The organism is Picosynechococcus sp. PCC 7002 (assembly GCF_963860125.1).
Taxonomy (GTDB): Bacteria; Cyanobacteriota; Cyanobacteriia; order Cyanobacteriales; family MRBY01; genus MRBY01.
Map to the genome: position 1 here is coordinate 1,735,502 of NZ_CAWLFA010000001.1, position 24,658 is coordinate 1,760,159.

Annotated in this window: 21 protein-coding genes and 1 tRNA gene; 11 read left to right on the top strand and 11 right to left on the bottom strand. The window is 50.2% G+C overall.

Annotated features, from left to right (window positions below; translation table 11 throughout):
• Nucleotides 1–176 precede the first annotated feature (176 nt).
• Nucleotides 177–617 (bottom strand): DUF29 domain-containing protein, encoded by a 441-nt coding sequence (locus AACQ84_RS08435; RefSeq protein ID WP_012307268.1) that lies wholly within the window; start codon nucleotides 615–617, stop codon nucleotides 177–179.
• 57 nt (nucleotides 618–674) lie between these two features.
• Nucleotides 675–2,480, bottom strand: a complete 1,806-nt coding sequence (gene proS, locus AACQ84_RS08440; protein WP_012307269.1) for a proline--tRNA ligase — start codon at nucleotides 2,478–2,480, stop codon at nucleotides 675–677.
• 388 nt (nucleotides 2,481–2,868) lie between these two features.
• Here proS and AACQ84_RS08445 point away from each other — a divergent pair, with 388 nt between their 5' ends.
• From AACQ84_RS08445 to AACQ84_RS08460, 4 genes are all read left to right on the top strand, one after another.
• The gene (locus tag AACQ84_RS08445) at nucleotides 2,869–5,583 is read left to right on the top strand and encodes a cation-transporting P-type ATPase (protein ID WP_012307270.1); all 2,715 of its coding nucleotides are present in this window, start codon (nucleotides 2,869–2,871) and stop codon (nucleotides 5,581–5,583) included.
• 202 nt (nucleotides 5,584–5,785) lie between these two features.
• Entirely contained in the window at nucleotides 5,786–7,582 is a 1,797-nt protein-coding gene (pyk, locus tag AACQ84_RS08450; RefSeq protein ID WP_012307271.1) for a pyruvate kinase, read from the top strand.
• 151 nt (nucleotides 7,583–7,733) lie between these two features.
• Nucleotides 7,734–8,195, top strand: a complete 462-nt coding sequence (locus tag AACQ84_RS08455) for a LapA family protein (protein ID WP_012307272.1) — start codon at nucleotides 7,734–7,736, stop codon at nucleotides 8,193–8,195.
• A 22-nt stretch (nucleotides 8,196–8,217) separates the two neighbouring features.
• The gene (locus tag AACQ84_RS08460) at nucleotides 8,218–9,045 is read left to right on the top strand and encodes a segregation/condensation protein A (protein WP_012307273.1); all 828 of its coding nucleotides are present in this window, start codon (nucleotides 8,218–8,220) and stop codon (nucleotides 9,043–9,045) included.
• Here the strand turns inward: AACQ84_RS08460 and AACQ84_RS08465 are convergent.
• Nucleotides 9,035–9,367 (bottom strand): hypothetical protein, encoded by a 333-nt coding sequence (locus tag AACQ84_RS08465; RefSeq protein WP_012307274.1) that lies wholly within the window; start codon nucleotides 9,365–9,367, stop codon nucleotides 9,035–9,037. The two genes, AACQ84_RS08460 and AACQ84_RS08465, sit on opposite strands and share 11 nt — an antisense overlap.
• A gap of 32 nt (nucleotides 9,368–9,399) precedes the next feature.
• A tRNA-Leu gene (locus AACQ84_RS08470) sits at nucleotides 9,400–9,480 on the bottom strand.
• A gap of 132 nt (nucleotides 9,481–9,612) precedes the next feature.
• On the opposite strand from AACQ84_RS08470, the gene AACQ84_RS08475 reads away from it, so the two are divergent.
• The 3 genes from AACQ84_RS08475 (at nucleotide 9,613) to AACQ84_RS08485 (ending at nucleotide 12,812) form a co-directional block, all read left to right on the top strand.
• Nucleotides 9,613–10,389, top strand: a complete 777-nt coding sequence (locus AACQ84_RS08475; protein ID WP_012307275.1) for a COP23 domain-containing protein — start codon at nucleotides 9,613–9,615, stop codon at nucleotides 10,387–10,389.
• A gap of 287 nt (nucleotides 10,390–10,676) precedes the next feature.
• On the top strand, nucleotides 10,677–11,120 hold the full coding sequence (locus AACQ84_RS08480; RefSeq protein ID WP_012307276.1) for a hypothetical protein: 444 nt from the start codon (nucleotides 10,677–10,679) through the stop codon (nucleotides 11,118–11,120).
• A gap of 69 nt (nucleotides 11,121–11,189) precedes the next feature.
• Entirely contained in the window at nucleotides 11,190–12,812 is a 1,623-nt protein-coding gene (locus tag AACQ84_RS08485; protein ID WP_012307277.1) for a serine/threonine protein kinase, read from the top strand.
• 41 nt (nucleotides 12,813–12,853) lie between these two features.
• On the opposite strand, the gene AACQ84_RS08490 is transcribed toward AACQ84_RS08485, so the two are convergent.
• From AACQ84_RS08490 to AACQ84_RS08505, 4 genes are all read right to left on the bottom strand, one after another.
• A complete protein-coding gene (locus AACQ84_RS08490; protein WP_012307278.1) occupies nucleotides 12,854–13,420 on the bottom strand; it encodes a Uma2 family endonuclease in 567 nt (188 codons plus the stop codon).
• A gap of 49 nt (nucleotides 13,421–13,469) precedes the next feature.
• The gene (gene purL, locus AACQ84_RS08495; RefSeq protein WP_012307279.1) at nucleotides 13,470–15,761 is read right to left on the bottom strand and encodes a phosphoribosylformylglycinamidine synthase subunit PurL; all 2,292 of its coding nucleotides are present in this window, start codon (nucleotides 15,759–15,761) and stop codon (nucleotides 13,470–13,472) included.
• Between the two features lie 61 nt (nucleotides 15,762–15,822).
• The gene (locus AACQ84_RS08500) at nucleotides 15,823–16,044 is read right to left on the bottom strand and encodes a type II toxin-antitoxin system HicA family toxin (RefSeq protein ID WP_012307280.1); all 222 of its coding nucleotides are present in this window, start codon (nucleotides 16,042–16,044) and stop codon (nucleotides 15,823–15,825) included.
• The gene (locus AACQ84_RS08505; protein WP_012307281.1) at nucleotides 16,044–16,274 is read right to left on the bottom strand and encodes a type II toxin-antitoxin system HicB family antitoxin; all 231 of its coding nucleotides are present in this window, start codon (nucleotides 16,272–16,274) and stop codon (nucleotides 16,044–16,046) included. Before AACQ84_RS08505 ends, AACQ84_RS08500 begins: the two co-directional genes overlap by 1 nt.
• 99 nt (nucleotides 16,275–16,373) lie before the next feature.
• On the opposite strand from AACQ84_RS08505, the gene AACQ84_RS08510 reads away from it, so the two are divergent.
• The 3 genes from AACQ84_RS08510 to alaS all read left to right on the top strand — a co-directional run bounded on the left by AACQ84_RS08510 (nucleotide 16,374) and on the right by alaS (nucleotide 20,972).
• Nucleotides 16,374–16,796, top strand: a complete 423-nt coding sequence (locus AACQ84_RS08510; RefSeq protein WP_012307282.1) for a DUF29 domain-containing protein — start codon at nucleotides 16,374–16,376, stop codon at nucleotides 16,794–16,796.
• Between the two features lie 249 nt (nucleotides 16,797–17,045).
• A complete protein-coding gene (locus AACQ84_RS08515) occupies nucleotides 17,046–18,176 on the top strand; it encodes a site-2 protease family protein (RefSeq protein WP_041443516.1) in 1,131 nt (376 codons plus the stop codon).
• A 162-nt stretch (nucleotides 18,177–18,338) separates the two neighbouring features.
• Entirely contained in the window at nucleotides 18,339–20,972 is a 2,634-nt protein-coding gene (gene alaS, locus AACQ84_RS08520; protein WP_012307284.1) for an alanine--tRNA ligase, read from the top strand.
• A 54-nt stretch (nucleotides 20,973–21,026) separates the two neighbouring features.
• Here the strand turns inward: alaS and AACQ84_RS08525 are convergent, their stop codons facing one another.
• The 3 genes from AACQ84_RS08525 to ntcA are packed head-to-tail and all read right to left on the bottom strand — an operon-like array spanning nucleotide 21,027 to nucleotide 23,597.
• Nucleotides 21,027–21,428: a pre-16S rRNA-processing nuclease YqgF gene (locus tag AACQ84_RS08525; protein ID WP_012307285.1), complete on the bottom strand. Its 402-nt coding sequence runs from the start codon at nucleotides 21,426–21,428 to the stop codon at nucleotides 21,027–21,029.
• A gap of 14 nt (nucleotides 21,429–21,442) precedes the next feature.
• On the bottom strand, nucleotides 21,443–22,813 hold the full coding sequence (locus AACQ84_RS08530; RefSeq protein WP_012307286.1) for a DUF3084 domain-containing protein: 1,371 nt from the start codon (nucleotides 22,811–22,813) through the stop codon (nucleotides 21,443–21,445).
• A 52-nt stretch (nucleotides 22,814–22,865) separates the two neighbouring features.
• Nucleotides 22,866–23,597 (bottom strand): global nitrogen regulator NtcA, encoded by a 732-nt coding sequence (ntcA, locus tag AACQ84_RS08535; protein WP_232308876.1) that lies wholly within the window; start codon nucleotides 23,595–23,597, stop codon nucleotides 22,866–22,868.
• 280 nt (nucleotides 23,598–23,877) lie between these two features.
• Between ntcA and fabI the strand changes: the two genes are divergently transcribed.
• The gene (fabI, locus tag AACQ84_RS08540) at nucleotides 23,878–24,654 is read left to right on the top strand and encodes an enoyl-ACP reductase FabI (protein ID WP_012307288.1); all 777 of its coding nucleotides are present in this window, start codon (nucleotides 23,878–23,880) and stop codon (nucleotides 24,652–24,654) included.
• The last annotated feature ends 4 nt before the right edge of the window (nucleotides 24,655–24,658 follow it).

Sequence of the window (24,658 nt, forward strand, 5' to 3'; positions counted from 1 at the left end):
ATGATGGCCACATCGAGCCGGGCGTTAGGGGGACACCGCAGGAGGTTTTATCGTCAATCTTAGCAATTGAATTCTCCCGGTTTAGGTGAGGTTTTCCCGCCATTACTAAACCCTGAGTCACAATTTTTGACGTAAATTTGCTGGTTTTGGTTCACAAAAATGGAGATTGTAATGGCTTAACCCAAACCAAGAATCTGTTCTAGATCGTAGGGAGATTCCTGGGGAAAGCTGTCTTGGGATAAACCTGTTTCTGCCTTTGTCCGTTGCCGTGCCGTGGTGTAGGCAGAGGCTAAAATCTGCTGTAAATAGGGCCGCAAACTCGGAGAATCTTCTAACTCGTCAATAATGCGGCGACGGTGCTCAATGATCGTTGACTCCCAGCTACCAGAACGTTTCTCTGCCTGAAAGTCCCACTGTAGTAAGTGCATCAACAAAATGATCAAATTACTCTTGAGGCGGTGGCGATCGCGTTTACCCATCGATTCTATTTCATCAATTAGATGTTCCCAATCGACGGCCATATAATCCCGGAGGCGCAATTTTTCGAGGGTCTGTTGCAGCCAAAGTTGATAATCTTGGTCGTAGGTGATGTCGGGAATCCTAGGCGTTTGAACCATGGCTAAAAAAGGGGAAATCGCTTAACCCTAGGGCCATTATAACGATTCCCCAGGGGCTTACTGGCCTGCGGCTTCGACCCAATTTTTTAAGGTCGCAACCACAGCATCGAGATCAAGATCTTGGCGATCGCCTTCTTTGCGGCGCACCACTTCCACCTTGCCATCCTTGAGGGATTTCCCTGTGACAACCCGGAAGGGAATACCAATCAGTTCTGCATCCTTAAACTTCACCCCAGCTCGTTCGTTGCGGTCATCAAGGATGGTTTCAACCCCAGCGGCGTTGAGATCAGCATAGAGTTTTTCTGCGGCTGCCATCTGTTCTTCACTCTTAACATTGGGCACGACTACCACGGCATGGTAGGGGGCGATCGCCACGGGCCAGATAATGCCATTTTCATCGTAGGATTGCTCCACGGCGGCCTGGGCCAGACGGGAAACGCCAACCCCATAGCAGCCCATCACCAGGGGGTGTTCTTTACCATTTTCGTCGGTAAAGGTGGCCCCCATAGCCTCGGAATATTTTGTCCCCAGTTGGAAAATGTGACCCGCTTCGATGCCCCGCGCTGTTTGGAGGATTTGGGTCGGATCATGGACAGCGCGATCGCCTGCCTTTGCTAACCGCACATCCACTTGCAATGGAGGTAGCTTAAACTCTGTGCCCCAGTTTGCACCGAGGACATGGTAATTCGTTTCATCGGCACCCGTGACAAAGTTTTCTAATGTCGCCGCAGTGGGATCAACTAAGCGCAGAAATTCGCCTGAAACCGCTTTATTTTTAGCAATACAATCATCTGCTAAAGCTGGGGAAATGTAGCCTAAAGGTAATGATTTTGCGGCCCATTTTTGTTGAGCATCGGCATCGGGAACTGTTAAGGAAATGACAGTTTTGGCATCGTAATTAGGCGCTAATTTTGTCAATTCATTTTGCAATTTAACTTCGTTGACATCTTGATCGCCTCGAATTGAAATTAAGGCTAAAACTGTTTTGCCATTGTTATAAACCACCTGATAAAGGACATTTTTAACGACACAAGTGGGGGAACAATTTAGGAACTTACACAGGGATTCGATGGTGGCTGTGTTCGGGGTTTCACGCTTTTCAAAACTGTTGAAGGGAGAGGCGATCGCCTCAACGGGTAGAGACACGGCTTTCTCGGTATTGGCGGCATACTTTTCGTCTTCGGTGTAGAGAATTTCGTCTTCCCCGGCATCGGCGAGGATCATAAATTCCTGGGAACCAGAACCACCAATGGCCCCAGAGTCTGCTTCTACCGCCCGGAATTGTAAACCACAGCGACGCAACATATTGCGGTAGGCCTGATCCATGTCTGCGTAGGTTTTTTTGAGGCATTCCTCGGAAGCATGGAACGAGTAGCCGTCTTTCATGATAAATTCCCGCCCGCGCATCAGGCCAAACCGGGGTCGAATCTCATCGCGGAATTTCGTCTGAATCTGGTACAAATGCTGGGGCAACTGCCGATAGGAGCGGATCATGTCCTTGGCAATGGTGGTAATCACTTCCTCGTGGGTCGGCCCTAAACCCAACTCTCCATCCAGGCGATCGCGCAGGGAAAACATAATCCCTTCTGCCTGGGTATAGGTATCCCAACGGCCCGATTCTTGCCAAATCTCTGCGGGTTGCAACTGGGGTAACAGGGTTTCCTGGGCACCGGTGGCATTCATCTCTTCCCGGACGATCTGGGATACCTTCTGGAGCACGCGCCACATTAACGGTAGATAAGCATAAATCCCCCGCCCAATCCGCCGGATATAGCCGGCCCGCAGCAGGAGCTTATGGCTAGGAATCTCCGCATCGGCGGGATCTTCTCGGAGGGTAACGAACAGACTTTGGGAAAGGCGCATGGTTATTTTGAGTTTTTCGTGACAGCTAATGGAATGAACCATCGCCCATTATGGATTACTTGCTGCCATTTTAGAATCGGGGGCCTGGTCAAAATGTCGTCGGCAGCCAATTTTTCTCCTTAAAAAAACAAGGGAACTTAATAACTTAATTGGCAATAAAAAGATAAAAAGAAATCACTTTTTGGGATTTTCAAAAATTAGCTTCAAAGAAACCGAACAGGCTTTATCACTGAGGATTTGACAACAAAAAAGTCCATAAAGAAATTATTGACAAGTTGAAAATTGGATTTTTCAAGGAAAATTTAATAATTTAACTACGCAATTTTATAAAACTAAATTGCTAGAATTTGGAGGATCAAATTTGCAGGTTAATTTTTAAGCTTAAGTTATGCCAGTGTCATCATCACTTCCTCCCTGCCATACCCAATCAGAGGCCGAATTAATTCAATCCCTAAAGAGCGATGCAGAACGGGGATTATCGCCAGAGGCAGTGGCCCAGCGTTACGAGCAGTATGGTTGGAATGAGTTGCAATTTCGAGGCGGTAAGCCCGCTTGGTTACGTTTTTTGTTGCAGTTCCACCAGCCGCTTCTGTACATCCTAATCATCGCCGGAAGTATTAAAGCGGCTTTGGGTTCCTGGACGAATGCTTGGGTTATCTGGGGAGTCACTTTCATTAATGCGGTGATTGGCTATATCCAAGAGGCTAAGGCGGAAGGGGCGATCGCCTCCCTGGCAAAAGCAGTCACCACCGAAGCGATGGTTCTGCGGGAAGGCAATACTCTCCGGATCCCGTCGCGGGATTTAGTGCCTGGCGATATTGTGCTGTTGGCTTCCGGGGATAAAGTCCCGGCGGATTTGCGGTTACTCAAGGTGCGGAACCTCCAAGTTGATGAGTCAGCCCTGACGGGGGAAGCGGTGCCCGTCGAGAAAAAGTTAGGCCTTTTACCCCTAGACACCCCCCTCGGCGATCGCCGCAATATGGCCTATGCAGGGAGCTTTGTCACCTTTGGCCAGGGCACAGGCATCGTCGTGGCGATCGCCAATCAGACGGAAATGGGACAGATTTCCCAATCCATGGAGAAGCAGGTCAGTTTAACCACACCACTGACCCGAAAATTCACCAAATTTAGCCATTCCCTGCTGTATGTGATTTTGACTCTGGCGACCCTCACCTTTGCCATTGGTTGGGGCCGGGGGGGCGATCTCGCCGAGATGTTTGAAGCTGCCGTGGCCCTGGCCGTGAGTGCGATTCCCGAAGGATTACCCGCCGTAGTGACAATTACCCTGGCGATTGGGGTGAACCGGATGGCCCGCCGCCACGCCATTATTCGTAAATTACCCGCTGTAGAAGCCCTTGGGAGTGCCACGGTGGTCTGTTCTGATAAAACGGGTACCCTCACGGAAAATCAGATGACCGTCCAGGCGATCTATGCGGGGGATGTTCATTTCAAAGTGAGTGGCAGTGGCTACAGTCCGAAGGGAGAAGTTTACCTGGCCGCAACCGGTGATGATGGGGACGCCAGCTTTGAAACCTTGCCCCCAGTCCTGGCAGAATGTCTCACCGCAGGGTTGCTCTGCAACGATTCCCAACTGAAACAAACGGGTGATGATTGGTCTGTGGTGGGCGATCCAACGGAAGGAGCCTTGATCACCTCGGCAGCGAAGGCGGGCCTCAGTCAGGTGGGTTTAGACGCCCAGCGGCCCCGGCTCGATTCGATTCCCTTTGAGTCGGAATATCAGTACATGGCAACGCTCCATGATGGCACGGGGCGGACAATTTATGTCAAAGGGTCGGTGGAATCGCTGTTGCGCCGTTGTGAAACGATGTTATTGGACGATGGTCAGGCGATCGCCCTCGATCCTGCGGCCATCGAAGCAGTGGTAGAGACCATGGCCACCAAAGGGTTACGGGTTCTCGCCTTTGCGAAAAAAGAAGTCAGCAGTCACCAACACAGCGTTGACCATGAGGATCTCACCACGGGCCTTGAGTTTTTAGGGCTCCAGGGAATGATTGATCCCCCCCGACCGGAGGCGATCGCCGCTGTCCATGCCTGCCAAACGGCGGGCATTAACGTCAAGATGATCACTGGAGATCACATTGCCACCGCCAAGGCGATCGCCCAACGCATGGGGATTCGCACCGGAGAAACAGTCATTGCCTTTGAGGGTCAAGACCTCGAAAAAATGGATCCCCAAAGTCTGGCCGAGGCCGCCGAAACTGGGTCGGTCTTTGCCCGGGTTGCCCCAGCCCAAAAACTTGCTCTCGTCGAAGCCCTCCAGAAAAAAGGTGATATCGTCGCGATGACGGGTGATGGCGTGAATGATGCCCCAGCCCTCAAACAAGCCGACATTGGTATCGCCATGGGGAAAGGCGGCACCGAAGTGGCCAGGGAATCCGCCGATATGCTGCTCACCGATGATAATTTTGCCTCCATTGAAGCCGCCGTCGAAGAAGGACGCACCGTTTACCGCAATCTCCGCAAGGCGATCGCCTTCCTCTTGCCCGTCAATGGCGGTGAATCCATGACTATTTTGATCAGTGTCTTGCTGGCGCGGGATTTGCCCATTCTGTCTTTGCAGGTGCTGTGGCTGAATATGATCAACTCGATCACTATGACTGTGCCCCTCGCCTTTGAAGCCAAGCCCGCCGGGATTATGCAATCCCCCCCCCGCAATCCCAATGAACCCCTGATCACCCCCAAGCTGCTGCGACGGATCGGGATTATTTCGATCTTCAACTGGATTCTTATCTTTGGCATTTTTGAATGGATCAAAACCAGCACCGGCGATCTCGCCCTCGCCCGCACCATGGCGATCCAAGCTCTCGTTGCCGCTCGGATCATCTATTTACTAAGCATCAGTCAACTGGGCCGTAGCCTCCTTCGCTACATCAGCGGCCAAACAAAAACCATCATCCAAGCCCCGCTCCTGTTGGTTGGCATTGCCGTCGCCGTCGCTTTGCAGGTTGCCTTTAGTCAATGGGGCCTCATGAATCAACTCTTTCAGACAGCTCCCCTCACCTGGCAACAGGGATTGATCTGTGTACTGCCGATGTTACCGATGATCCCCACGGCGATCGCCGCCAACTATTTGGATACCTAAAACTTCAGAAAAATCACGAAAATTAGGGGAAGATTCTCTGGCTTCCCCCTTGTCCACCAAAAGCTCCTACCGACAAACCCCAGAGCAGATCCCATCGAGATTCCCAAAATCTCCCAGAACTCCCCTGCCACGTATAGAAAGAAACGTCAACTTTTGGGATAATATGAGGCTTGTTTTCCCAACTGACCCGAGAAAGTTCACTATGCCCTCTAGAGAAATGCCCCGCCGCACTAAGATCGTCGCCACCATTGGCCCTGCGACTAGCAAACCAGACGTTCTCCGGGAAATCATCGAAGCAGGGGCAACCACTCTACGGCTAAATTTCTCCCATGGTACCCACGATGACCACCAACGCAACATCCGTCTGATTCGACAAACCGCCTTTGAACTGAATCAACCCGTTGGCATTCTCCAGGATCTCCAGGGGCCAAAAATTCGCCTTGGTCGCTATGAGAGCGACTTTATCACCCTTAAAAACGGCGATCCCTACATCATCACAAGTCGCGAAGTACCCTGTACCCAAGAAGTGGGCTATGTCAGCTATGACAAGCTAGCGGAAGAAGTCCCCGAAGGCTCCACCATCCTCCTCGACGATGGCAAGGTAGAAATGAAGGTCGAACGGGTCGATATTGCCGCAAAAAATCTCCACTGCCGCGTGGTCGTCGGTGGCAAACTCTCCAATAACAAAGGGGTCAATTTTCCTGGGGTCTATCTCTCCGTCAAAGCCCTCACCGACAAAGACCGCGAAGATCTCATGTTTGGCCTCGACCAAGGGGTCGATTGGGTGGCCCTCAGTTTTGTGCGCAATCCCCAAGACGTCCTGGAAATCAAAGAGCTCATCGCCAATGCTGGGAAAAATGTCCCCGTGATCGTCAAAATTGAAAAACACGAGGCGATCGAACAAATGGAGGCTATTTTGTCCCTTTCCGATGGTGTTATGGTCGCCCGGGGGGATCTTGGGGTCGAGCTGCCCGCCGAAGACGTACCCATTCTCCAGAAAAAACTCATTGCCACCGCCAACCGCTTCGGGATTCCTGTGATTACCGCCACCCAGATGCTCGATAGCATGGTGAGTAATCCTCGCCCCACCCGCGCCGAAGTTTCCGATGTGGCCAATGCGATTTTGGATGGTACCGATGCGGTGATGCTTTCTAATGAAACTGCTGTGGGTGAATTCCCCGTAGAAGCCGTGGCGACCATGGCAACCATCGCCAAGCGCATCGAAAAGGAACCCGACGGCATTCAAAAACAACCTTCTGATAAAAAATCGATTCCCAATGCTATTTCTGCCGCCGTCAGCCACATTGCTGGACAGTTAGATGCAACGGCGATCATGACCCTCACCAAGTCTGGGGCAACGGCCCGAAACGTCTCCAAATTTCGCCCAGCAACGCCGATCCTTGCTGTCACCCCCCATGTGGATGTGGCTCGTCGTCTCCAGTTGGTCTGGGGGGCAAAGCCACTCCTCGTTATGGATTCTCCGTCAACGACCCAAACTTTTAAGGCGGCGATTAATGTGGCCCAGGAGAGCGGCTTTCTCCATGAAGGGGACTTGGTGATCATGACAGCGGGGACGCTCCAAGGGGTGTCTGGTTCCACAGATCTCATCAAAGTCGAAATGGTGCAGGCGGTGCTCGGAGAAGGCATTGGCATTGGTCAAGGGGCGGCCAGCGGTCGTGCCCGGGTCGTGAATCAAAGTGAAGATATTAATGATTTTGGGCCAGGGGAGATCCTCGTTGCTCGGTCTACGGATGCGGCCTATGTGGAAATGATCCGTAAGGCCAGCGGCATCGTGATCGAAGAACCAAATCAAAATTGCCATGCAGCAACTTTGGGGATGCGGTTGGGTATTCCGGTGATTGTCGGTTTTAAGGAAGCAACCCAGTTGATTCGGGATGGCTCGATTATCTCCATTGATGCCCGTCGAGGCACTGTTTATTCTGGGGTCAATGTGAGCCTTGGGGATGCTGTGGGTGGTACCAAAATGTCCCTAGCTTAAGCCCAGGCGATCGCAATTATCACTTTTATCATCCGGCGGCCCCAACAATGTTTGGGGCAATTTTTTTGGGTTGGAACAATTACGATATCCTAGGGGGTGTGTTGGCGATCGCCATCGAGATCAGCCACGCGATGCATCCTGTGGAGAGATCATGCGGCAACTGAATTTTTTATTGTTTTTTGCCCTGTGCTTAGCCCTAGCGCTATTTAGTATCGAAAATACGCAACCCGTCGGAATTAACATCATTCCGGGGTTCCAAGCCGAAGCGCCCCTCTCCATCGAACTCCTGCTGGCGGTGGGCACAGGGGCGATTTTAGCTTGGATGTTTAGCCTGTGGGATCAGTTGCAGCGGCAAATTGAATCATGGAAAGCCCAACGGGAACTGAAGCTCCAGAGTCAAAAAATTGAGGAATTAGAAAAAGCTTTGGCTGAACTGCAGGCCGCCCAACAAAATGCCGCAGAATCATCGGCAGATTCCCCCAGTGCGACGACTGCATCCACCGCAGACAAAACGGTGCCTGAACCTGAAACTTCTACCGATACCGAGACAGGAGACACCCAGGACTCCGCTGAAGCACCCCCAGAAGAATCTCAACCTGAGCAAACGGCCTAATTTTTGACCCTTCGATAAAGCCATGGCTACCCAACCCCAAGCGGCGATCGCCACCCTCATTGAACTAGCCCAACAGGGAGAAATCGATCCCTGGGATGTGCAAGTCATCGATGTTATCGATCAGTTCCTCAGTGAACTAGGACTTGCCGGGGATACAGACCCAATGCTCAGGGAAGCAGACCTACCCCAGTCGGGTCAGACCTTTCTGTGGGCCTCTAAACTTGTCCTCCTCAAGGCCGACACCCTCGAAAGTTTAACGGTCATTGAAGCAGAGGTTCAGGACGAAGAATTCTACGAAGATTGGGACGCAAGCGATACGGAACGACTCCCCCTCAAGCTCGAAAAAAGACTCCGGCGGCGGGCTACGGCACCTCCCCCCAAACGGCGGCGGGTCACCCTCCAGGAATTTATTGAGCAAATTCAGCAAATTGCCAACGAAATCGAGGATCACACCCCCAAAAAACGCCTCAAAACGCCACGTAAACTGTCCAATAAAGCGGCCATTAAACAGATTACCCAGTTGGCCCATGATGAAAATCTCACGGAATTAGCCGCCCAGCTAGAACAATTTTTCCAGACCCAGATGCCCCCTGATCCAGAAACCCCCGTGGTGTTTGCATTAGACGATTTAATCCGTCAGTGGATCGCCTATAAAGAAGCCAACGAATTTTTCCCCCAAGAGATCACCGCCAAACAACATCGCCACGAAAAGGTCGGGATCTTTTGGGCTTTACTTCTGTTGTCGGCTCAATCAAAGGTGGTGCTTTCCCAGGACGATTTTTATGCGCCGGTGTTGGTGCGTCCGCTTTATCCAGGGCGACCACAAGGAGATTTAAACTCTAAACCGTAAACGATTTAAGAATCCAGCCCAATAAAATGCCTACCCCTGTGAAGCGAACAACTTGCCAAAAGGGTTCCTGCCACTTGAGCAACTGACTTTCGAGTTGCAGTTCTAACTTCGCGATTTCGGCGGCAATGAGGTTGAGTTCTGTTTTGAGGGAGGCTTGTTTTTGGATCGTTTCTGGCTCTGCCTGGAGATTCTCTTGTTCTGCTTTCAGCTCTGCGATGCGGGCTTCGGCAGTCTTGACCTGGGCGTGACGGTCTTTTAGGGCGGCAAGGTCAGCTTCCACTTGGGCGATCGCCTGCTCAAATTCAGTGTGGGAAAGTGCCATCACTCCAAACCCCAGGAACTTTTTTTTGTAAATGCGGACGGAGAGACTCGAACTCTCACGTCTAGGACACTAGAACCTAAATCTAGCGCGTCTACCAATTCCGCCACGTCCGCAAAATTAATTAGCTCAGTAAATATATCACATCCATTTTCCGGCCGACAAGGGGAACCTAAAGTCAGCTTATCCCGTCATCAAAACCCATAGGATCCCCCTAAAATTCACTGTGACGCACGAGAAATTTGAAGATGAGTAAAGGTTTGCACACTCGAACTTGGTTAAAAATCGGTATTGTCGGCTTAGAAATTTTAGGGTTTGCCGCCAGCAGTGCGATCGCCCAGGTACCGCCGGATATCGTTGTAGACACAGATTCCAATACGGGGAATACGCCTGGTGATGTGATCTACAATTCTGGCGATCGCCGTTTTGTGTGTCAGTATGATCAGGGACAATACACCGTAATGTACCAGCCCGAAAGTCGTCCGGGGGAAGTTTATCCTTGGGCGATACCCCGCACTATGGGGGGCGGTTGGAATGCAGAGCGTCGCTGTGAAGAAATTGCCCGCCGCTTGGAACTGTACCGGGGTGATGGTCTCGTCGAACTCACCACTGGCCGCGAAAATGGTTACGACATCGTTTGTGTGACCACCGAACTGAATCCCACCTGCCAAATCGTCTTTACGGTGCCCCGGGGCCAAAATGCGATCGCCACACGGGATCAAGTATTCGATAATCTCCTCAGTGCCGACAGCGGTTTCCAAACCCGTGGGGTCAACACCTTCATGGGCACTGGCTCGACCAATAGCCTCCTGGGACAACTCCAAAGTATTTTTGGCGGCCGCTCTACCTCTACCCCTAGTCCCGTAGCCCAAGGTTACTCAAACAGTGGTATTAGCCTCAAGCCCTTCCTCGATCCCGCCGATGGTGGTACCGGAGAATATTTGACCCAGGGTCGCGCGGCAGACCAGTCGAACCCGAATCCAAGCAACAATGGCCTCAGACTCAACACCGATCTCTTCCGTTAGATCATTTAGCATCTAGGCCCCAGAGCATTTAGTTTTGCCCGTAAGCGTCCTCTACTGTGTAATTTTTCCCTAGGCGATCGCCTAGGGTTTTTTCTAGTCTTTAATATTTCGATCGTTAACAATCTAGTAAAGCGGGTCGCTGGCTTTTTCGGAATGGGGCAGAACTCCTTACAATAGAAGGAGGTTTCGTCACGAATCCCCACTGTGTGTGATCAAGGTTTTTGGTCAACTAGAACAGGGTCAAATGACATTGATTCGTCTCGTAGTCCCAAGGAGCAAGATACATTGTGGCCCATAGTTTTTTGTTGGAAGCAGGTCGCTGGACGTTAAATGGTAGTTGGATCGAACGAAATCAGCCCCCCATTCTCATTCGGGGTAAAACAATTGTTGCTTGGGGCCAAAATAATTGGTTTACGATGGTGACAAAGTTAACGTTTCAAGACGGCGATCGCCCCGAAATTTCCTATCAATACAAAGGGCGTTTAGATAGCGGTGAGCGACAATATACCTATGTGTTGCAACAAAGTATTTTGGGACGGGTGGAAGGAGAAGGTTGGGTTGGCTCAGAATCAATCGTTCAGCGATACTGGGTGCTTGGCGATCGCCAACGGCGCAGTGGCTTTGAAATGTTCTACCAGATTAACGACGATGAATATCGCTACTCCGGGGGCATCCTCGCCGGCCATTACCTCACCAGTACCATTGAAGGGACTCTCCTCCGTCAGCTTTAATAGCTTTAATCTTTTAAGTTTTGTCCGGTCTCCTGTTGTTTTGATTGTTTTGTTCGTCCACCCCAAACTATGACTACCGATCCCAATATCAATCGCCTTCTCGCCGGCCGTTATCGCCTGGTAGACCTCGTAGGCCAGGGGGCTATGGGGCGTGTCTACCGGGGTGAAGATACAGTCCTAGGGGGAGTCACGGTCGCCGTAAAGTTCCTAGCCCAGACCTTGCTCAACGACAAAATGCGCCAACGCTTTGAGCGGGAGGCAACCATTTGCGCCCTCCTGAGTGAAAAAAGCATCCATATCGTGCGGGTAAAAGACTATGGCGTCGATGACCAGGATGTGCCCTTTTATGTCATGGAATATTTAGAGGGGGAAAGTCTAAGCGATATTATTGCCCATGCTACCCTCGGTTTACCGCGTTTTTTTCAAGTCGTGCGGCAAATATGTTTGGGGATGGAAGCAGCCCACCAAGGGATTACCTTCAAGGGGGAACAATGTTTAATTATTCACCGGGATATTAAACCCAGCAATATTCTGATCATGCAGGATGCGTCCCTAGGGGAATTGGTAAAAATTCTGGATTTTGGGATTGCACGTCTCAGCCAAGCCGGAGCTGCCCAGACCCAATCGTTTATGGGCACCCTCGCCTACTGTTCCCCAGAGCAAATGGAAGGCAAGGAATTAGATCAACGCTCTGATATCTATAGCCTGGGGATTACGATGTACGAGATGCTTACGGGGGATATGCCCGTGATGCCTGAAAATAATTCCTTTGGGGGTTGGTACCGGGCGCACCATGACACACCACCAATTCCCTTTGATAAAAGTCTGCGGATTCCGGTTCCTCTGGCTGAAATTATCATGTGTTGTATGGCGAAAAGTCCGCGCGATCGCCCCCAGACCGTCAATGATATTTGGCAAGCCATGGCCCCCATCGCCAAATATTACGAGCAACAAGCCGCAGAAACCAGGAAATCCTTTTTTACCACGTCCCAAAATCTGCAAAATTTCCAAGCAACATCTCCGGTGGCAGGCCCCAATGATCCGACCCGGATTAACAATGCCACCACGGCCCCCAGCTTTCGTAATTCAACGGTAAATCGCCAGGGAAGGCCTACAGACAAACTGAATACAACCTTTAGCGATACCATTTGTGCGGCCCAGTCCTGGCCAGCGGATAAACCCCAAAATAAGATTGTTTTTCCACGGATTTTACCGGCTGAACCGACGGCGATCGCCAGTCTTTGGGCGATGTTAGAAGCTGAGGAGTTGGGCAAACGCCGTTTTGATACCCGTTACAATCAATTTCTCTTCATTGAGGCCCCCCATCCGATGTTGTTGTGGATCACGGTGCTGTACAACAGCAGTGAAGGAGCCCGTTGGTTGCCTTGCTATCTGGACTTGAAAACGAAGATTGGCCAACAGATGGCGCGTCTCTTAGCCAGCCAAGGGAACTATCGAATTCTGCTTTTTGCCTTAGGGCAACCCCAGCGGTATTTTCACATCACCCAGGCAACGATTTCCCTGAAGCAACGGGAACAGCTTACCCGCTGGGCAGATTTAGGTCAGCGATTGCCTGCCAGTAATCCTGTGGTAAGTAAGCAAACGTTGAAAAAAGAATACGAGAAAAGCAAGAGCAAAATCTTAATGAAGTTGGCGGCTTCCCGGACGAACAGTAACCTTGGGGAATTTTAAAGCCATCTCTAATCTTCGTTAAAAAGGCGATCGCCAATCAATCATGTTAAATCTAGTACAAGATCTTTGAAGATATTAATACCCAAAATTTTATGAGGTAGAGATAAAGTTTGAGGCTCGCAATCAGCAATATAGAGTTCTGCTTGTTTTTCCTTGCGATTAACTAATATCCCAAAACTACAACCATTGTCTCGATATTCTTCCATTTTATCCCTTGTTTTTTGGACAGCATCACTAGGCGAAACTAACTCAATGACAAAATCAGGACAGAGGGGAACAAATTTTTCTCGCTGATCGGCTGTTAATGCTTGCCAACGAGATTTTTCAAGCCAAGAAACATCAGGAGAACGGGTCGCACCATTGGGCAAAATAAAACCCGTTGAGGAATCGAAAACTTCTCCTAATTGATATTTGTGATTCCAGAGTTGTACTTGAAAAATTAGGTTAGCGTTTTGCCGCCCAGTTTCGCCACCAGTGGGAGGCATAATTACCAATTCTCCTTTAGCTGTACGTTCCAGTTGAAGCTCTGGATTAACCAGACAAAGTTGCTGAAATTGTTCATTGCTTAAGGTGAAAACGGGTTCTAGCGCAAGGGTCATTGTTGTCATTAGCCTTACCCACTGGATTTGTACTTTCTATTGTAATCAGTTAATTAGATTACGGATGTAAACGACGGGCGATCGCCTCACTCCAGTTGGTGGTCATATCCTCGACAGAAACCGCGATTACAGCCTGATTGTTGACGGTAATTTGTAACTGATTGGTGTTGCTCACAGAGCCGATCACCTGCCAATTGTCCGCCAAGGATTGCGTCAGATGGGCTTCAAATTGAGCTTGTTTGTCGGGAGCAACAGAGACAATAATTTTGCCGCAGGTTTCGCCAAATAGGATGGCATCGAGACGGTCAGTGCCAGTAATTTCAACGGTTGCGCCGAGCTTCCCACCGATACAACATTCCGCAAGGGCAACGGCTAAACCACCCTCCGCAAGGTCATGGGCAGAGTTTAACAAGCCAGCGGCGATCGCCTCCCGTACAGTTTTCTGGACGGCTTTCTCTAGCTCAAAATCCACTTGGGGCGGAATACCCGCGACGGTGTTATGAATCGTATTTAGATATTCCGAACCGCCGAGGGTTGTTGTTGCCTGAGTACCAAGGAGATAGACCTTATCCCCAGCATTTTGGAAGGCTAAACCACAGACCTGATTAATATGTTCAACTCGTCCCACCATCCCGATCACAGGAGTCGGATAAATGGGGGTCGGTTTGCCATCACTATCAAGGGTTTCATTGTAGAGGGAAACATTACCACCAGTAACGGGAGTGTCCAATTCTCGGCAAGCTTCAGCAATCCCTTTGCAAGCATTTGCCAACTGCCAATAACCCACAGGTTTTTCAGGACTACCAAAGTTTAAATTGTTTGTAATTGCCAAGGGTTCAGCACCGACACAACTTAAATTTCTCGCTGCTTCAGCGACCGCCGCCTTTGCCCCTTCCAACGGATTTAAATAGACATAACGGGGATTACAATCGGTACAAGCCGCCACACCAATTGTTGACGCATCGGGCTTACCATTGACCGGACGAACCCGCACCACAGCGGCATCTGCGCCACCGGGGAAGATCACCGTATTGTTTTGTACTTGATGATCGTACTGGCGATAAATCCATTTTTTAGACGCAATAGTTGGCACATCTAACAGGGTTAATAAAATCTCATTCCAAGATTTTTCAGCGATGCCATTCCCATCACAATTCGGCAAAGAATCCACCGACCAAGCCCAAGCCGTTTGTGCATATTTGGGAGCTTCTGCCATCAATTCCCGATGATAAATGGGCGTATTATCTGATAGCGCAGTTGCTTGAACTTCTGCGGCTACTTCACCCTTAAACATGATTTTCACGATGGGTTCCGCAATCACTTCCCCCGCAACAACTGCCTGTAAACCCCAACGATGGAAGATATCAATTAACTCCTGTTCCCGTCCTTGGTGGGCAACAAAAAGCATCCGTTCTTGGGATTCCGAGAGTAAATATTCATAGGGAACCATGCCCGTTTCTCGCACCGGAATTTTATCGAGATCGAGCAACACACCGACCCCACCTTTAGCCGCCATTTCCGCTGTCGAACAGGTTAAACCCGCCGCCCCCATATCCTGCGCCGCTGCCACTGCCCCCGTTTTAAAGGCTTCGAGACAGGCTTCAATCAGGGATTTTTCGGTAAAGGGATCACCCACTTGCACCGCAGGGCGATCGTCCATAGATTCATCGGTCAATTCCGCACTGGCAAAACTTGCGCCCCCCATGCCATCCCGTCCGGTGGTGGAGCCGACATAGAGAACGGGATTACCAATGCCATAGGCTCCCGATTTAATAATTTCCTCGGTTTCCATCAAGCCCAACGCCATCGCATTGACGAGGGGATTTCCGGCATAGGCTTTATCGAAATAGACTTCACCGCCCACCGTTGGCACACCCACACAGTTTCCATAATGGCTAATCCCTTCCACAACTCCCTGAAAAATGCGGCGAGTTTGGGCATTATCGAGGGTGCCGAAGCGTAGAGAATTTAACAAGGCAATGGGACGCGCCCCCATCGTAAAGATATCGCGGAGAATACCACCGACCCCGGTTGCTGCCCCTTGGAAGGGTTCGATCGCCGATGGGTGGTTATGGGATTCGATCTTAAAGGCGAGGTGCAGACCATCCCCCATATCGACCACGCCCGCATTTTCACCGGGGCCGACGAGGACGCGATCGCCTTTCGTGGGGAAACCAGACAGCAATGGGCGGGAATTCTTATAACAACAATGTTCCGACCACATCACGCCAAACATCCCCAGTTCAGCCTTGTTGGGATGGCGACCGAGACGGCTCACAATTTCTTCGTATTCTTCGGGTTTGATGCCTTCAGATGCAATTTCTTCGGGGGTGAAGGGGCAAGTGGTCATAGTTTTACGTCGATTCTTTCTGTAACAGCGTTATTGTAAGGCTTCAGGAGACGAGCGGCAGTTAAAGATTAAGGAAGTCTTCTACGGGAATCTGTGCTTGTTGCAGGATGGCGCGTAATGTTCCCTCTTTAATGGTTTTATGGTGTGGGATTGTTGTAGTGTGTTTTGTCGCTAGATTAAACCAAATTTCATGGTCACCCTTACCACTGCGATAGAATTCAAAGCCTGCTCGACGGAGCTTTTTGGTGACTTCTCGATAGGAAAATCCGGATAAACGACCCATTAAACTTCTAAAATCAGCGGATATTGGAATGTATTCGGCAAGGCGGGTGGTTGTTCATTCTGTTGATGCAGTTCCAGTAGCATTTTGGCTAAGTCACTGGCAATCTCAATCACTTCCTCAATGGTTTGCCCCTCGGCGACTAAACCCTGTACATCCTCACTGGTCGCCAAATAGTAGTCCTGCCCTGCTTCGTGAAGTTTCTCGATTTTGAGATGAATCAATGTTTTCATGAGGCGATCGCCTAATCTCAAGGAATGACTTCACTATTCTATGCGATGCAAATTGGGGTTTGTCGTTATGATGATCAGAGAGGTATTTTGAGGAGATTCATGGAGATAGACAAAGTACTTTATGATCATGACTTTGTGATGTGGATCGAGAAGACTGTTGAACAACTCAAAACCCAAAATTTCTCGGCATTAGATTTAGAGCATTTAATTGATGAGGTAGAGTCTTTGGGGAAACGGGAAAAGCGAGAGCTGAAAAATCGCTTAATTACTTTGTTTGAGCATCTTTTAAAACGCCACTATGTCCCCATGCCAGAATGTTATCGCGGTTGGGAGGGGAAGATTCGCAGAACTCAATCAAAACTTAAAGATTTATTAGCAGATTCCCCCAGTTTAAGTAATTTACTCGAAGAAATTTATTTAGACTGTTATCAGGAAGCTGCGGCCAATATGCAACTTGAATATGATGTAGATTTTCCCCAAGATTATCCTTTTCTTAGTCCCTCACAAAACCTATTGAATTAAGTCTAAGCATTGTTGAATTGGGTGACAATTTTGTTTTTGTAGAGGCGATCGCCTTTTTTCAACCAGTGCCATCAAAAGCAAGCAATTCCGAGTGAACCGAACCCAAAACGGCGGGTTTCACTACCCAGTAAGTAAAGTAAGCACTTTACATTTTGTTACAATATAAGCAATGAAAGCGGACAAAAAGGTTTTCAATAGCGCTAAACGTAAGTCTTTTTGGGCCTCAGCAACGATTCGGGAGGTTCATTCATGAACGGCAATTTTCGTGTGGGGAATTTATTTGGCATCCCCTTCTACATCAACATTTCTTGGTTCATTGTTCTGGTACTCGTCACCCTGAACTTTGGCGGCGGCCTGTCGTCCCAGTTTCCAGGCCTCGGCATTAACGCCTTAATTTTAGGATTGGTAGCAGGTTTGCTCCTGTTTGCCTCTGTGTTACTCCACGAGCTGGGTCACAGTTATGCAGCAATTCGCCAAGGCATTGGTGTAAACTCCATTACCCTGTTCTTATTCGGGGGACTCGCCAACCTTGATGAGGAAGCGAAAACGCCCGGTGGTGCATTCTGGATTGCTGTAGCAGGGCCGCTTGTGAGTTTGGCTCTCTTTATCGCACTCTTTCTCTTAACAGGTAGTGGTGTCCTGAGTGGGCCGCCAGCGGCGATCGCCGGATTGTTGGCTTACATCAACCTAATCTTGGCCACCTTTAACATGATCCCAGGTCTTCCCCTTGATGGTGGTAATGTCCTTAAATCTATTGTCTGGAAATTAACAGGAAATCGTTTTACCGGCACCATCTGGGCTAGCCGTGTTGGTCAGTTTATCGGTTGGACAGCGATTATTCTCGGTGCATTATCTATCCTTGGTATTTCTAATGTGGGTAGCTTCTGGACACTAATCATCGGTTGGTTCTTGCTTCAAAACGCGGGTCGTTCTGCCCAATCTGCCACCATTCAATCGGCCCTCTCTGGCTTAACGGCGGCTGATGCAGTGGTTGAAGATAGTCCGATCATCTCCGCAGAAACGACGCTACGGGATTTAGCCAACAGTGCCATTCGCTCTGGTAACCAGTGGAAACGCTTCCTAGTCCAGGATGAAACAGGTCAACTGCTTGGTGAAGTGCACCTTGATGTTCTTCGTGCAGTGCCTACCAATGACTGGCCCCACAATCAGGTGCGCGATTTCATCAAATCTGTCCCTGCGGAAAATCAAGTCCAGTCTGATCTATCACTCCTAGACGTGGCCGCTAAATTGGAACAACAAGGTTTACAGGCCCTTGCGGTCATCCAGACCAATGGCACCCTCGTGGGACTGCTAGAGAAATCAGCGATTATTCAACGGCTGCAAAGTAGTCAACAGGATACAAAAGTTCAGTCTGCTTAATCTCTAACTCACAATCAAAATCAACTTGGGCGATCGCCTTTTGGAAGCACAAAAGTTCCTGGGGCGATCGCCTGATTCTGAGGTTTTCCCCAAGAATCCACCGCAAAGAATGTCACAATACAGACAGTAAAGTTTGTAGCGCAAAAATTTTTCGTAACTCCTATGTCTAGTGTGCCTCCTGTCCTGAGCGGAAGTGAAATTCGGTCAAAATTTCTAGAATTTTTCAACCAGCGGCAACACCCCATCCTCCCCAGTGCATCCTTGGTGCCGGAAGACCCGACGGTACTCCTCACCATTGCGGGAATGTTGCCGTTTAAGCCGATTTTCCTCGGTCAGCAGGACGCCCCTAGCCCCCGCGCTACTACCTCCCAGAAATGTATCCGCACCAATGACATCGAAAATGTGGGCCGCACCGCCCGGCACCATACTTTCTTTGAAATGCTGGGTAATTTTAGCTTCGGGGATTATTTCAAAGAGCAGGCGATCGCCTGGGCCTGGGAACTCTCTACGGAAGTGTTTCAGCTTGACCCGAAAAATATTGTCGTCAGTGTGTTCCGCGAAGACGATGAAGCCTTTGAAATCTGGCGTGACAAGGTCGGTGTAAATCCCAAACGCATCATCCGCATGGGAGAAGAAGATAACTTTTGGAAATCCGGGCCAACGGGGCCTTGTGGGCCTTGCTCTGAACTCTATTACGATTTCAAGCCAGAACTCGGCGATGACAACATTGACCTAGAGGACGATACCCGGTTTATCGAGTATTACAACCTCGTCTTTATGCAATATAACCGCGACGCCGAAGGTCATTTAACACCCCTACAAAACAAAAATATTGATACGGGGATGGGCTTGGAGCGCATGGCGCAAATCCTCCAGCAGGTGCCCAACAACTACGAAACGGATCTGATTTTTCCGATTATTGAAACGGCCGCCAAAGCCGCCGGGATTCACTACGAAAAAGCTGACGAAAAAACAAAGGTTTCCTTAAAAGTGATTGGCGACCATGTGCGTTCTGTCGTCCACATGATTGCCGATGGGATTACGGCCTCCAATACGGATCGGGGTTATGTGCTGCGGCGCTTAATTCGACGGGTGGTGCGTCACGGTCGACTGATCGGCATTGACGGGAATTTTATTAACCAGGTGGCAGAAACAGCGATTCAACTCTCAGAAGCCGCCTACCCCAACACCCGCGAACGGGAAAGTTTCATTAAACAGGAATTAGAGCGGGAAGAAAACAATTTCCTCAAGACCCTCGAACGGGGCGAAAAACTCCTCGCAGATATTATCGCCAAGGAAGAAAAACAAATTTCCGGGGTCGATGCGTTTACGCTATTCGATACCTTTGGGTTCCCCTTTGAACTCACCCAAGAAATTGCCGAAGAGAACGGTTTAACGGTCGATGCTGAAGGCTATCAAGCGGAGATGAAAAAGCAGCAGGAACGCTCTAAGGCCGCCCATGAAACCATTGACCTCACCGTCCAAGGCAGCCTTGATGAATTAGCTGAACACATCCATCCGACGGCGTTTTTAGGCTATACGGATCTGCAATCCCAGGTCAAAATTGAAGCCGTTCTCGTGGATGGCCACCGGGTAGAAACCGCCGAAGCCGGGGTAGTGGTGCAACTGATTTGTAACCAAACACCTTTCTACGCAGAGTCTGGGGGACAAATTGGCGATCGCGGTTATTTCTCCGGCGATCAACTCGTCGTCCGCATTAACGATGTCCAGAAAGAGTCGGGTTTCTTTGTCCACCATGGCAAGGTGGAACGGGGCAGTTTAACGGTCGGCGACACAGTTAATGCCACCATTGATCGGGCCTGCCGTCGTCGCGCCCAGGCGAATCACACCGCAACCCATTTATTGCAAGCAGCCCTGAAAAATATTGTGGATGACTCCATTTCCCAGGCGGGTTCTTTAGTGGACTTTGATCGCCTGCGGTTTGACTTTAATTGCCCCAGGGCGTTAACGGCTGCAGAATTGACTCAAATTGAGGCCCAAATCAATACTTGGATTGCCGAAGCCCACGAAGGCCAAGTGGCAGTGATGCCCATTGCGGAGGCCAAAGCGAAGGGGGCCGTGGCCATGTTCGGCGAAAAGTACGGCGAAGAAGTGCGGGTTGTGGATTTTCCTGGGGTGTCCATGGAGCTTTGTGGTGGCACCCACGTGAAAAATACCGCTGAAATTGGCCTGTTTAAAATCATTTCCGAAACGGGCATTTCTTCTGGGATCCGCCGCATTGAAGCTGTGGCTGGCCCGGCAGTACTGGAATACCTCAAGGTGCGGGATCAGGTGGTCAAAGACCTCGGCGATAAATTTAAAGCCAAACCGGAAGAAATCACCGAACGGGTAGAAAATATCCAGGCGGAACTGCGCAACACCCAAAAGGAATTAGAAAAGGTCAAAGCAGAACTGGCGATCGCCAAATCCGAAGCCCTCGTGAGCCAAGCGGAAACCGTCGGCGAATTTCAGATCCTCGTGGAAAATATGGGCGATCTCGATGCCAAGGCCCTCCAGACTGCGGCTGAACGGCTCCAACAAAAACTGGGTGAGGCAGCAGTGGTCTTGGGGTCAACCCCAGAAGATGGCAAGGTTTCCCTGGTGGCCGCCTTTAGCGAAGGGATTTACAAAGGCAAAAAAGTACAAGCGGGTAAATTTATCGGCGGCATTGCCAAACTTTGCGGTGGTGGCGGCGGCGGTCGTCCCAACCTAGCCCAAGCCGGGGGACGGGATGCCAGTAAATTACCCGAAGCCCTCCACACTGCAAAACAGCAACTTCGTGAAACTCTAGGTTAAGCTCACACCCCAATCGTCGAGATGGGTCGGATTCTGGCCCATCTTTTTTGCTGTTTAGGTTGGGTTGAGATAGCGTTCGACCAATAAAATCGCCACAATATCGTCAATGGGTCGGGGAGGTAAGCGCATTCCCTGGGGAAGCAATCTCTGGAACAAATTGGGCGGATACATCTGCCAATAGCGATCGCGGGCTTCGAGGGTGCTATTGCGTTCATTGACAAAGGCGATCGCCATGTCTGGGGGCAAAACAGCGGTAAGCTTTTGATGCCATTCTTTAGCCGTCGTTTGATTGCCCATGACCACCAGGGAAACACCATACCTTTGGCACCATTCCTTGGCGATGTTGGGCGCTTGATCCGCTGCAATGACGCCATGGTTCAACAATTGCCCTTGGTCATCCAGCGCCGCAAGGCCACATTTGTCACGGCCTGGGTCAAACCCAAGATAAACGCTCATGTACTCTTCTTGTCCTATTGTCTGATGACGATTCTACCGTTACTGAGGCCCACTAATTCTAAGCGGAGGGGGCCAGCCGTAAAACCATTTTCGATGGCGATCGCCCGAATTTCTGTCACGGGTTCTGGTGAGTTGTTGAGGGCTTCGACAAAATTGATAATGTGACCGACATTGCCATCTTTAACTTGAATATCTCCGAGAACCCCGGCTCGCCGCGCCCGGAATTGCGCTGCCCCCAACAGAAAATCCACTGGACGCCGGGCCGCAGTAGGATTTTGTACACTCAGCTCCTCTAGGGACAAAGTGGCAATCACTTCCCCGGCGCGAAAAACCTGCTCATTTAAAGTCACATCCGCAAACACTTGGACGGAACCTTCCCCCTGGAGGTAGTTCCCCGCCGCCAGGAGGCGCACCACGTAGTCCCGACCATCGGCAATTTGCCCTAGGAGTTGTTGCACTTGGGCATTGGTAATTTGCACCACCCGCGCCTCAAAGTCAGGATTAACGCCTCCGGTGGCAATGATCGCGTTGCGATTCGCTTCCCGGAGCAGCTGATCAACGGCTTGGCTGGCTGCTTTGGGATCAATAATCCGCACCACCCCAAAGGCTAAAACTTGCCCTGTGGTGAGGGCGACATTCCCACTCCGGAAATTGATGTAGTTGGCTTCGAGGATATCAATTTGCTGTTCTAGGGAGCCAATCTGATTTTCTAGGCCCGTGAGCACTTGATCTTTTTGGGCGATCGCCTGGTCGAGTTGGGCAATGCGACCATCGCGCTGGTTGATCTCGGCTTGGAGCTCACTTTGTTGGGCTTCTAGGGCTTCGATCTGCTGGGAGCGTTCCTCAATAATGGTGTTTTGTTGATTGAGCTGGGCGCGGAGGGTTTCACTTTGGGCTTGGAGGCGATCGCGCTGTTGCCGCAAGGTCGTTTGCTCTGTGGTGAGCGCATTAATATCAGCCTGAAGTTCGCTGGCTTGTTCCCGAAAACCCGCCAGTTGAGTTTGGGCCGTTTCAAATTTTGCTTCAATCTCCTGTAAATCTTGTTCTGCTTCTAGGCGATCATCCCTCGCGGCCTGTAACTCTTTTTCAATCTTTTCCTTTTCCGCCGTCACATCCATCAACTCTTGCCGCCGCTGGGCGAGGATTTCATCCAACTGAAAAACCCCCTGGCGCAAGGACTTGCTCAAGCCAAACAATAACCCCAAGGTGCTAGCTGCGATCACTGTTCCCGTCATTACCGTGACGACCACCGCCGTCTGTTTTGGCCGCAGATTAAATAATGTAAGCCGCGCTTTGCCGACCTTACTACCAAGGCGATCGCCCAGTGCCGCCAGGATGCCCCCCAAGATTAAAACTGAAAAGATTAGTACAAAAGCACTGGTCATTTAACAAAAAGGTGACATCCAAACACACAAGTATGACTTCTCTACTTTAGCGTTAAGCGAACTGTTGACTCAGGTTTACGGGGTCATGGACGGTAATTTTTTTCTTATAAATCGAAATCATGTCCTGTTCCCGGAGTTCTCCCAGGAGGCGCGTTACTGTCACCCGTGTCGAACCAATTGCTTCGGCGATCGCCTGGTGGGACAGTTTGAGATCAATGCGAATCCCCTCATCGGTCGGCACCCCAAAATCTCGACAGAGAATTAACAAGAAACTCACCAGACGTGACCCCATATCCCGGTGGGCCAGGGTTTCAATCATCATCTCCGTTTGTAAAATCCGTGACGACAGCCCCTTTAGCATTAACATTGCTAATTCTGGGTGCTCATTAAGCGCCTTTTGCACCTGCTCAATGGGAGCCGATAACAGTTCCACAGGAGTAAAAGCCACCGCATGGTAAAAGCGATCCGACTTTTGTCCCGTGAGTAGCGATAAAACCCCAAAGACACTATTCTCCCGGAGCAGGGCCACCGTAATTTCTTCCCCCGCTTCATAGACCCGAGACAGCCGGACAGCTCCTTTCAGAAGAAAATAAACCCGTTCCGCTGGGTCCCCCGGAAAAAAGATCGTCTTGCCCCGGTCATAGTTCTCCACAACAGGTGGGAAGGGGCCACTGTGAAACTGACGAAACGCTGTCGCAAGGTCTGTAATTTGAGTCGCAGGTAGTTCAGGCACTGGATTGGCAGAAGAGAAAGGAGGTTGGTTGAAATCAGGGTTGTACATCATAGATTCTGTTGGGCAACAGTTCCCCACCGTGATGGGTGAAATATCAGCGCTCAGTGTGCAGAGACCATGAGCATTCCCCTTAAACTAAATCTTACTCTGGTATAGTATTTTGTACTTTTTGCTTCAAAATAATTATGGATTTCTGGGTTAGTTCCCAGGCATTTTGCAGAATTTTCCCTGATTTGCCCTAAAGTAGCCGTTTGCATCGAAGTCACCAGAGCGCGAAGATAATATACGCTGGCTTCTTGGCTTTAATTTTTTATACTTTTTGAGAACCCATATGCTTGATTTAACCGGAAAAAATGCCCTAGTCACTGGGATTGCAAATAATAAGTCCATTGCCTGGGGGATCGCCCAACAATTACATGCCGCCGGGGCAAATATTGGGGTTACCTATCTCCCCGATGATAAGGGACGGTTCGAGAAAAAAGTAGGTGAGCTTGTGGCGCCCCTCAACCCTTCCCTTTTTCTCCCCTGTAATGTGCAGGATGATGCCCAGGTGGATCAAGTGTTTGAGTCTGTCAAAAAAGAGTGGGGCAAGTTAGATATTTTGATCCATTGCCTTGCCTTTGCGAACCGCGAAGATTTGACGGGTGATTTTAGTGATACTTCACGGGATGGGTTTAATACGGCCCTTGACATTAGTGCCTATTCTTTAACGCGTCTGGCCCGGGGGGCTAAAACCGTGATGACCGAAGGGGGCGCCATTGTGACCCTGACTTATTTGGGTGGGGTGAAAGTCATCCCTAATTACAATGTGATGGGTGTGGCAAAGTCGGCCCTTGAAATGAGTGTGCGTTACCTCGCGGCGGATCTGGGCCCCAGTAATATTCGCGTGAATGCCATTTCGGCTGGCCCGATCCGGACTTTGGCGTCTTCAGCGGTGGGCGGCATCCTCGATATGATTCACCATGTGGAAGCCACGGCTCCTTTGCGTCGGACTGTGACCCAAAAGGAAGTGGGTAATGCGGCGGCTTTCTTGTGTAGCGATCTTTCTAGCGGGGTCACGGGTCAAGTGCTCTATGTGGATTCTGGCTACGAAATTATGGGGATGTAATGTC